Origin of the sequence: Nostoc mirabile CHAB5784, from assembly GCF_020829645.1 — a bacterium.
Taxonomy (GTDB): domain Bacteria; phylum Cyanobacteriota; class Cyanobacteriia; order Cyanobacteriales; family Nostocaceae; genus Nostoc; species Nostoc mirabile.
In genome coordinates this window covers 103,951-112,995 of the sequence record NZ_JAIVFS010000020.1, presented here as the reverse complement: position 1 = coordinate 112,995, position 9,045 = coordinate 103,951, and the positions used below count along the sequence as shown (strand labels likewise).

The following is a 9,045-nucleotide window of genomic DNA, read 5'->3' as shown; positions in this document are numbered from 1 at the left end:
CAAGTTAGCCAAACTCAAGCTAAATAAACTTGAAGTTATGGCTGATTCCTACCTGCGGGCATTGGCTTTCGATTTCGTAGAAATCTAACAAGCCTGCTTTCACAGTTTTGGAATCAACGGAGCGCACAACTGGTATCTCGTCTTGATCCCAAAAACTTGCAATACTTGTATAGCTTTCTTCATTAACAATTACCTTTATTCCAGTTAGCTCTGCTTTATAGGTAATTTGATCAATAAACCTTGTGTGAGGTACTTGTACAAAATTTTGGTTATTTCGATTACCTATAGCAATTTTTTGTTTCCAGTTGTCGTTTTTACCAATAACTAAAATACCAATATTTAACTCAACTAGCTTGTTGATTAGATAACGACTTGCTTTGTGTAAATAGTCGTCAACTTTCAAGTTACGTTTAGTGCAAAGTTTTTTCAGTCTCTTAGATGTGCCAGTTTTAAGGATTGCTTGTAACTCAGCTTTTTTCTTGTTAAAAAATTGGTTGATAGATTTTAAAGGTCTGCCATTTATCAAGAACGGGACTAGTCCGGCTTGATTGAAAGTTACAGCCGCTAAATTATTCAACCCTAAGTCAACACTCGCAATTCTTGTGGTTTCTAATTGCTTTTCTTCAATTTCTTTGTGATAAACAACCTCAACAACGTAGTGGTCAAGTTTTGGCACTATCCTAACTTGGGCAATATCTTTTGCATTAGTAGGTATAAAAATATTTGTTTGACTTGGGTTGACAAAACCTTTTGCCAGAGCAGGTTTAGATAAAGCTTGGACTGTGTAGATTAGCAAATTCCTCCCATCAGTTTTGTGCTTGTATTTTGGTAATTTAGGTTTACCTAAAAACTTCGAGGGGTTTTTTAAATAAGACTTTGAAGCAGCTTGAAAAGCTTTCCAATTTTTATCTAAAACCATTAAAATCTGCTGACTTACTTTAGCTGGTATTGCTTTATAGTCAACGCTACCAGAAAATAGTTTTTGAACCTGATTGTAATTAAGAATTTCGCCTGATTGAAACAGCTTTTGTCTAATCAGATAGTTAGCTACGTTATAAAGATTTTTAGACAAAAAACATAGGTTGTCTATTTCTTGGTGATATTTGTGAGATTTCTTGATTACGTGCCTTTCAACTAGTTGCACTCGTCCTCCTTTAAGCATTTTACAATGCACTCAGTTTTACGAGTCCGTCTTATAATTGAATAAAGCGCAAAGTGCGGTCTTGGGGTCTCCCCAAGAGGAGCAACTTTGTAAGAGAGTCTTGCACAAAAAGAGGTTATTATTGACACAAAAAGCTCTTTGTATACCTCACATTCTATTAGATATTCTGTAAAAAATCTTTGATCGAGCCATACTCTTTGACACTCCTATCCTTCCCTGCCCTAGAACGACAGGGTTTCTCGGAGGTTTGCGATGAAAATGTTCTGTTAAAAATATTAATTTATTATGGTAGTTTTTGTTAGATGTAATACGCCGTAGGGTAGCACAGCCGTGCTACCCTACTTCTGAAATTCTGAATTTTGCGATCGCGTACCCGTCCATCGTAGGCGATCGCACCTTCAAATTTTACGCCACATCAGCCTGTGTCGTTTCCGAATCCGCGCACTGTAACTGTTGTGTACTCTCCTGTGCCAGAATTGCTGTTGCGTCTAATACGAAGTTGCCAAAGATAGTATTGTTACATTTCGTTATATTGAACACAACCAAGAAAATCCGACTTCTCCTTTAACAGTGGTTGGATTGTTCATCAACCACTGACACCGTTCAATCAAGACAGTCTCTAAAGAATCGAGTGTATCAAATACTTGATTGGCTAATCGTTCTCTAAGTAATGGCCAGATACACTCGGTGGGGTTAAGTTGAGGAGTATATGGGGGAATAGAGTAGAATAGAATTGAGACAATCAAACCCTTCGGGATTACTTTTTCTGCCGATGTTAAATGCACCATTTACGTCGGCATGAATTTTAAAACCATTCTTACTCACATACCAGGCTCTTTTGACGCGCCTTCCTGAGAAGGTGTATTTTACCTTGTTGTCGGGGTCATAAGTTGGGATATTGTCCCAATCAATAAACGAAGCGCGACTAGTGTACGATTCTTCGTTTACCACAACGATAATGCCAACTCGTTGGAGTTTATAAGTCAGCATTTCGATAAATTTAGCATGGGGTATTTGAGTAAAACTTTGGTTGGTTCGCTTACCTAAATCAAGATGTGTTTTCCATTGTTCATTTTTACCTATTGATACATGAGTGACACCCAAGCGTAAAAATTCATCCACAATCCTAAATGTGGATTGATGCAAATATGAATCCACAAAATTGTTGCGATTGCGAACTATGTTTGCAATTCGATGTGATGTGCCAACTTTAATGAATCCTCTATACTTGGCAATCTGTTTGTTGTAGAATTGGTTGATTGATTTTAGAGGCTTGCCATTTACAACAATTGGTTGAATGGTCGGGTCGTTAAAAACAATGGTTGCTAGGTTATCTAACCCGATATCAATCGCCGCATTAAGTTGTGGATTTAAACTGCTGCATAACTGCGATTGGTCTGGTACTTCATAAACTACTTCAATTACAAAGTAACCAGTTTTCGGCACAATTCGTACCTCACATAAATCCTGAAACCTTAATTCGGGCTTGACTGGAATTTTGATTGGTGACATTGACGGGATTATCCAGCCCTTGTTAAATTCTCTTTTACCAATTGCTTGATTATTGAACTTGACTAAATTTTTATCATCAATATAGCCTGGGGGTTTTGGTTTCCCAGTGAATTTACTTGGCTCTAGCTTATATTCTTTCAATGCTTTGTAGTAAGCAAGCCAGGCATCGGCATTTTGTTTTAATACAAGTTGTGCAACTTTTGCGGGAAGTGCTTTGTAATTTTCGTCTTGTTTAAATAGTAAGTCTAGTTTTGCTTGAGATTGTGTACTCCAACCAAAGAAAAAACCCTGGCGTTGAGTGAATTGAGCCGTGTTGTAAAGCTTGCGGGAAATTGTAGTTATTTGACTGCAATAATCAAACCAAGCATCACCTCTTTTAATAACGTGCTTCTCAACTTGTCGCATAAAAAATTGCTGCCTCAATTGCTAAATCTTACCACTTTTCTTCAATAATAAATAGGCGACTATTCTTGACTATATTTGACTATAAATTGAGTGAAGTTTTCCAATACTTCATTTCCCAGACTTTGAGCAAAATCAGATATTCGTAGAATGCCTGCAATGTACACCAAACAAATCCGGCGTGTCCATCTAAGCAACCGCCTAAGAAAAAATACATATATACAAACCGTAGCAGAGGTCTGGCGGGTAAACGCAAAGACAAATCTTTCAGGGCGCGGCGTTTTTCGACTTCCGATTTGCCAAAGAATAAATCTTGCCAGTTGAGCTTTCCCTCTTCTAGTTGATATAGCGTTTCTTGAGCTTCGTCTGTAGAATAACGGTTATGCTTGTCAATCCAGCGACTCAAGCCTTTGCTACAAGTGTAGTGTGGGTATGTCTCTTTTAAAAAGCTAGTTGCACCCTCACAAACTTCCCGTTCAGTATGACCGTAGTCTGTAAACCAGACCTTACCGTGGCGGAAGAGGCGCATTTGGTAACGGGGATACTGTGTACTGTAGCGAATCCAACGATTCATGAACATGACACGTTCAGCCACGTAGTAACCGATGTAGTCTGGACTCTGACTTGCCTTTTCGCATTCCGCGAACAGTTCTGGTGTCATGCGCTCGTCAGCTTCGAGAATATAAACCCATTCGTGCTTTGGAGGGATAGACTGTAACATCCAGGTGCGTTGGCGACCGTGGCTTTCAAAAGCGTGTTGAATGACGCGGATGGGATAGCGACTGGCGATTTCCACAGTGCGATCGCTACTGCATGAATCGACAACAATAATGTCATCCGATAGCATCGCCGATTCGATACAAGCAGCAATATCTAACTCTTCGTTATATGTCAGTATGTAAATTGAGAACATTACCCAAGTTTTATAGCGATTTTACTAACTGATAATTGCCTTTTTATTGTTATTAGCTACTAGGCGCATGGCAGTATCAGCCGTCAAGAATTTTTGGATACGTTCTACTGCCATGCCGATAATGGATTAGCGTGCGGTAGCTCTAGGTTTACCACCTTGTACAGCACCCCTACCTCTTAAGCCTGTCCAGCCGATGATAATGTAACCAATGGACAACAGCAAACTGCTAATACCAATCCGCAGCCCAGACTTCCAAGCAGTATCTTTAGCTTGTTTCTCTGCTTCGTCTCTGCGCTGGCGAACTTGGCTCAGTTGTTGAGTTTGCAGCGTCTGAATATCTGTTTGTTGTTCGATAGCTTTGTCAAGTACTTGGGGATCTGTTTTAGCTTTCTTCAGTAACTCTTTGATATTTGCGGGAATTTGAGAGCTTTCAAGCGCTTGCTTATATTTTTGATCATCTTTGAGGATTTCACTAAACTGAGCTTTGGTTTGGTTTCGCAGTTGATTTAGTTGAGCTTTTCCTTGCTCAGTATTCAGTTGTGCTTGCAATTGCGATAACCGATTCTTCAGTTGAGTTTCTGCCTGATCTGCTTCTTGGGCGATGCGGTTAAGTGTTTGAGTCTTAGCTTGATTGACGTTATTAAGGTGCAGGGGAAAAATCAGCAAGAACATCAACCCTAAAATACTTGAGAGGATGACGGCGGGAAATCTTAAATCGATACCTTGGGGGCGATCTGCTGCATCAGCACTATCAATCCAATAGGCAGCAAACAGCAGCCCCAAACCTACGAGAGGCACAATTCCCCGATCAACTAGCGCTGTTGCTAAGTTGATTTGCCATACCCGATCTGTCGGTTGAAAGGGTAACAATAGAATAAAAAAGTCAACGAAAAACGACAAAATGCAAATTATTCCAACTACCTTAAGTGTGAGAGCAGTACTCACGGAAGTAAAACGGTTAACCATAATTTTTTGAACTGGCGGTGAATACGAGTGATTTTCATATTTCAACTTACTTGAATATTGTGCCCATGACTCTAACTGTTGTGTAGAAACATAAAGCAGATGCAGTACTGCTTAAGGCTCTCTGCCTCTTGGTTTTCAACTAGGCCACAGTAACATTTGTTATGTGCAGTGTCTTCAGGAAATTTGTGGTGTTTTAAGATACGAACATGATGCGGGGCTGTAAGAAAAGACTTATTAATTACCCGATTTACCTTATTACAGTTCTCAATGGGTCGTAATATAGGCATTTTGTAGGGGCGCACAAATATGCATTGGTGTCAACTTAACGTAAAAGTCATGTCTCGCAAGGAACTGAACTTCCTTGCTAATAGCGAAAGTTATCTGAGAGATGACTAAAATATAGCCAAAAATCTTTAGTCTACTTGAGTAGACTTTAGCTAAAAGCCAAAGAACTTTAGTTCGAGGCGGGTGAGTCAGCCCATGCGTGTCAACTTAACGTTAAAAGAGCGGTTATAAAACGCGTCTACACGAGACAAAACCTGCCTCCGTGGGTTAAGAATCAAAGATTTTGTATTAGTCCACGGAGGTGGACGAGAGTTTGTGTAGCCGCGAATTCCCTGAGCCAAGGCAAAAGTAGACACCAATGACAAATATGCGCCCCTAGTGGGTTTTGCATCCATATAAAAATCGCTATATCTCCCTCATTTTTCCATCTTTCTTGCAAGGGCTTGTTCCCAAATTGGCAGATCCTCCGGTCGGTCAACATCAGCTAAAGGCAACAAGTTCACGTATGATAAATTAAGTTTCTGGGCAATGTCCACGGTTTTCTGGAATACTTGAGCAGTTCCCCACTCGATGTTAACGAATAACTCCGGGATGGGTTGCCGCAACCCAATTAAGTAATATCCACCGTCGATCGCAGGGCCAAGTACGAGGTCAAAGGTGCGTAACTTTTCAAAGGCTGTCTCTAGAATCTGGGCATTGACTCCAGGACAATCTGTACCGATGATAATTACTTTTGTGGCATCAGATTGAAAAGCCTCGAAAAGCGATCGCGCCATCCGCGAACCTAAATCCCCTTCACCTTGAGACTGGTAAACCAAATCCAACCCCAGCCAGTTTTGCATAAGTTGCAAATCGCCACCTGCAAATCTCACTTCCACAGATATGGCAATGGCTTTTTGCAATTCTCGAACCTGAAATATTGTATGTTCAGTCATTTCCCGTTGAAGATTGGCAGCACCAACAGTTCCCAAAGCAGGTATCAGTCTGGTTTTAGTCTTCCCTGCTTCTGGATAGCGAGTGAAAATAATCAGGTGCTGTTTTGGGTTTGTTGGTAATTTCAGCATACAATACCTTATTTGAATAAACTAAAAATATCTTAATAGCAATACTTGTCGTTTTCGTTGGCTCTGAGATGAGATTTTCCAGTTTTTATTGCCCCTAAAATCGTAGAGACATAGACGCAACGCTTAGTCTTTACATTATTTTGGCTGTATAGAGTTATCTGTCCAAGTGTTCTTAGTGATGTGTTAATACACTCATCTCCAACTTCATAGATAGGACAACCTTGGTAGTTAAATAAAACTCGCCATACTTGCTGTGAAGTCTGTTTTCGTAAAGTTGTTTCTTTTTTTCCTTTATTATTTTCCTCTTCATCAATGCGAGTACTTGCGTCAAGGTTATACCATAGGCTGCTATTGTTTTTAACAGCATCAGGAATGAATTGTCCTGTTTCTGCTTGATGAACTGCCCATTGCACGACACCATTTTGTATGCGAAAACTGGCTTGCCTAGTTAATTTTTCCTTGGTGGCTTGGCTTCGAGCTTGGTGCATAGCAAGGTAAACTTGGTTTTGGGCAGTGTTGAGACGGCGAGTTTCCACAAAAGCCAGCCAGTTAGGTATTGCCAGCGTGGCTAATATACCAATTAATGAAACAACTACTAAAGTTTCTAATAGTGTAAAACCACTACTGGAATCCTTATTCAAGATATTTTTTGAATTAACTAGAAACGGTAACTGCACCCGGATATCCATTTTTGTCTTCTGATCGCTTTTCAACTACCCAGTCGTTGAGCAATGTTTCAGCTTTTTGCCTTCTTACTTCGCGCTGGTTAGTAATACTGTCTAGCAAGGTAGGTACTATAAGGACTATGACAATTTTCAATGACAGTTTTAAGGTGAAATTTATATTCTGAAGTCTTGAAGGGTCATAAAGAAAATACTTCCACAAAAATATAGCAGCTGCTAAACCTTTTTTTCTGTTAAATGGCTTTTGTAGCGCTTTGCAGGTCAAGTATTTGTATAAATTTGCTAGGCTCATATTCCAACTATGCTTTAGTGTCGTTCGCGTAGCATCTCCTAGAGAGGGTCTTTCCTTGTAAGCTTTTTCAAGCACTTGCAGGCAGGATTTTTCCTGTCTGACAAGATTGGAAGAAACAGAATTAGCACTTATACGATATAAGATTTGTACAGATGGCACACATATAAAATCAAACTTAGAAGCTAATCGCAGCCACATATCCCAATCCTGAGCCGCACTTAGAGATTCGTCAAAGCCACCTAATTTAATTAAAGCTTTTCTACAAATTAAAGGATTGGAACCATTCTCTAGGAAGTTATTTATTAACAAACTTTCATAAACATTTCCATTTAAATTAACGCGCTTGCCTGAAAGTATGAATTCACCATTTTCATCAATATAATCAGTCCAACTGTAAGCAACTTTCGCAGTAACATTTTCTTGCAGAGCCTTTAACTGAGACTGAAGTTTATCAGGTGTCCAAAGATCATCTGCATCTAAGAAACTAACAAATTCTCCAACTGCAAGGTGTAGACCTCGGTTACGGCTGACATTCCCGCCAGCATTAGGGTAAGAAAATACTTTTATTAGTGAGTCTTGAATTTCTGCAATAACTTCTATTGTTGAATCTTGCGAACCATCATTAATTACAATTAATTCTAGGTCAGAAAAAGTTTGATTTAAAACAGATTTAATTGTATGCTTAATAGTTTTTTCACTATTATAAGCAGGGATGATTACAGAAATTTTTGGCAATTTTCTGCTCGTAGATTTAATCATTCTATTGAGCTATTTTATTTTTTAATACTCTGTCTAAATTACATTTAAAGTAGTAAAAAGGACTCATCATACTAGCCAAATAAAACTCCATCTCAAAAATGGGAATTAGATTATTTTTAAATTGCCCTCTATACTGAATGAGATGCTGTAATACTCGGCGTAAATTCCCTAAGATAGTTTTCACAAAAACTATCGGTTTTTGCCACTTTTTAGTATTTATCAAGCGTAGCTGGAAAATACACAACCCACAGCCGCGGGCCAAAGTTAGGAGATAATCTCTCTCAAGTCGCCAATGTGGTATTTGATGATAAGTATGCATAGCAGGGTTATACCAAATTTGCCAGCCTGCATAATGTATATAAAGTAATGGTTCATAGTCATCACCCTGCACCAAAATACCGGGTAATTTACCACTTAAATTAGGTCGTTGTGGTACATTTTCACGCCATGCTTTTTTCCTGACAACAAGCGCTGCACCAGGAGGAAGCCTTAAATTATCTGCATCAAATAAATGTGGATTTGAGCCATGTTCTCTGATAGCTAAGAAAGCTTGAATTCTTTCAAAGTTTTCTGGCGGCTTTACTTCAAAATCACCATGAATCTGTCCACTCCAAGCACCTGCTTGAGGATGCTCTAATCCAAAGCTATATGCTTCTGATAACCAATCAGGAGCAGGTAAGTTATCATCATCTAAAAATGCGATTAGCTCCCCTCTTGCTTCACGTACTGCCCTCAGTCGTGCAAATGCTGCTCCCTGTTCGGTTTCTAAAAAATATCTTAAATGACAGTTTCCATCATATATTTTTTGGTATTTCTGGATGATTTCAGATGTGTTATCAGAACTATTGTTATCTACAATAATAATTTCCCAGCTAAGTTGTTCTACTCCTGTCTGGCTTAAGAGTTTATCTAAAATTTTAGGTAAGCGAGTTGCCCCATTATATGCAGGAATGGCTACGCTAACATCTAAATTTTTAACGGCTAATTCAGTCATAATATCTAATATT

Annotated in this window: 8 protein-coding genes and 1 pseudogene; all 9 read right to left on the bottom strand. The window is 39.1% G+C overall.

From position 1 onward, the window contains the following. Positions 1-19 precede the first annotated feature (19 nt). The 9 genes and pseudogenes from LC653_RS15515 to hpsE all read right to left on the bottom strand — a co-directional run bounded on the left by LC653_RS15515 (position 20) and on the right by hpsE (position 9,032). Positions 20-1,144: an RNA-guided endonuclease InsQ/TnpB family protein gene (locus tag LC653_RS15515; RefSeq protein WP_229495320.1), complete on the bottom strand. Its 1,125-nt coding sequence runs from the start codon at positions 1,142-1,144 to the stop codon at positions 20-22. Positions 1,145-1,689: 545 nt separating this feature from the next. Beyond that, a pseudogene (locus LC653_RS15510) lies at positions 1,690-1,878 on the bottom strand (IS630-like element ISAva6 family transposase); the annotation flags it as partial. Further along, positions 1,856-3,079, bottom strand: coding sequence for an RNA-guided endonuclease InsQ/TnpB family protein (locus tag LC653_RS15505; RefSeq protein WP_229495319.1), 1,224 nt, complete (start codon positions 3,077-3,079; stop codon positions 1,856-1,858). The gene LC653_RS15505 and the pseudogene LC653_RS15510, both read right to left, overlap by 23 nt. 79 nt (positions 3,080-3,158) lie before the next feature. Then, positions 3,159-3,989: a glycosyltransferase family 2 protein gene (locus tag LC653_RS15500; protein ID WP_229495318.1), complete on the bottom strand. Its 831-nt coding sequence runs from the start codon at positions 3,987-3,989 to the stop codon at positions 3,159-3,161. Between the two features lie 126 nt (positions 3,990-4,115). Further along, positions 4,116-4,955, bottom strand: coding sequence for a hormogonium polysaccharide biosynthesis protein HpsJ (hpsJ-B, locus tag LC653_RS15495; RefSeq protein WP_229495317.1), 840 nt, complete (start codon positions 4,953-4,955; stop codon positions 4,116-4,118). A 701-nt stretch (positions 4,956-5,656) separates the two neighbouring features. Beyond that, a complete protein-coding gene (locus LC653_RS15490; protein ID WP_229495316.1) occupies positions 5,657-6,304 on the bottom strand; it encodes a TIGR04282 family arsenosugar biosynthesis glycosyltransferase in 648 nt (215 codons plus the stop codon). A gap of 32 nt (positions 6,305-6,336) precedes the next feature. Next, positions 6,337-6,993, bottom strand: coding sequence for a pilus assembly FimT family protein (locus LC653_RS15485; protein ID WP_229495315.1), 657 nt, complete (start codon positions 6,991-6,993; stop codon positions 6,337-6,339). After that, the gene (locus LC653_RS15480; RefSeq protein ID WP_229495314.1) at positions 6,959-8,038 is read right to left on the bottom strand and encodes a glycosyltransferase; all 1,080 of its coding nucleotides are present in this window, start codon (positions 8,036-8,038) and stop codon (positions 6,959-6,961) included. Before LC653_RS15480 ends, LC653_RS15485 begins: the two co-directional genes overlap by 35 nt. A gap of 1 nt (position 8,039) precedes the next feature. After that, positions 8,040-9,032: a hormogonium polysaccharide biosynthesis glycosyltransferase HpsE gene (gene hpsE / locus LC653_RS15475; RefSeq protein WP_229495313.1), complete on the bottom strand. Its 993-nt coding sequence runs from the start codon at positions 9,030-9,032 to the stop codon at positions 8,040-8,042. Positions 9,033-9,045: the final 13 nt, after the last annotated feature.

Coding starts and splice junctions, on each gene's coding strand:
- LC653_RS15505 (WP_229495319.1), bottom strand. CDS start 3,079: ATGCGACAAGTTGAGAAGCACGTTATTAAAAGAGGTGATGCTTGGTTT.
- LC653_RS15500 (WP_229495318.1), bottom strand. CDS start 3,989: ATGTTCTCAATTTACATACTGACATATAACGAAGAGTTAGATATTGCT.
- hpsJ-B (WP_229495317.1), bottom strand. CDS start 4,955: ATGGTTAACCGTTTTACTTCCGTGAGTACTGCTCTCACACTTAAGGTA.
- LC653_RS15490 (WP_229495316.1), bottom strand. CDS start 6,304: ATGCTGAAATTACCAACAAACCCAAAACAGCACCTGATTATTTTCACT.
- LC653_RS15485 (WP_229495315.1), bottom strand. CDS start 6,993: ATGGATATCCGGGTGCAGTTACCGTTTCTAGTTAATTCAAAAAATATC.
- LC653_RS15480 (WP_229495314.1), bottom strand. CDS start 8,038: ATGATTAAATCTACGAGCAGAAAATTGCCAAAAATTTCTGTAATCATC.
- hpsE (WP_229495313.1), bottom strand. CDS start 9,032: ATGACTGAATTAGCCGTTAAAAATTTAGATGTTAGCGTAGCCATTCCT.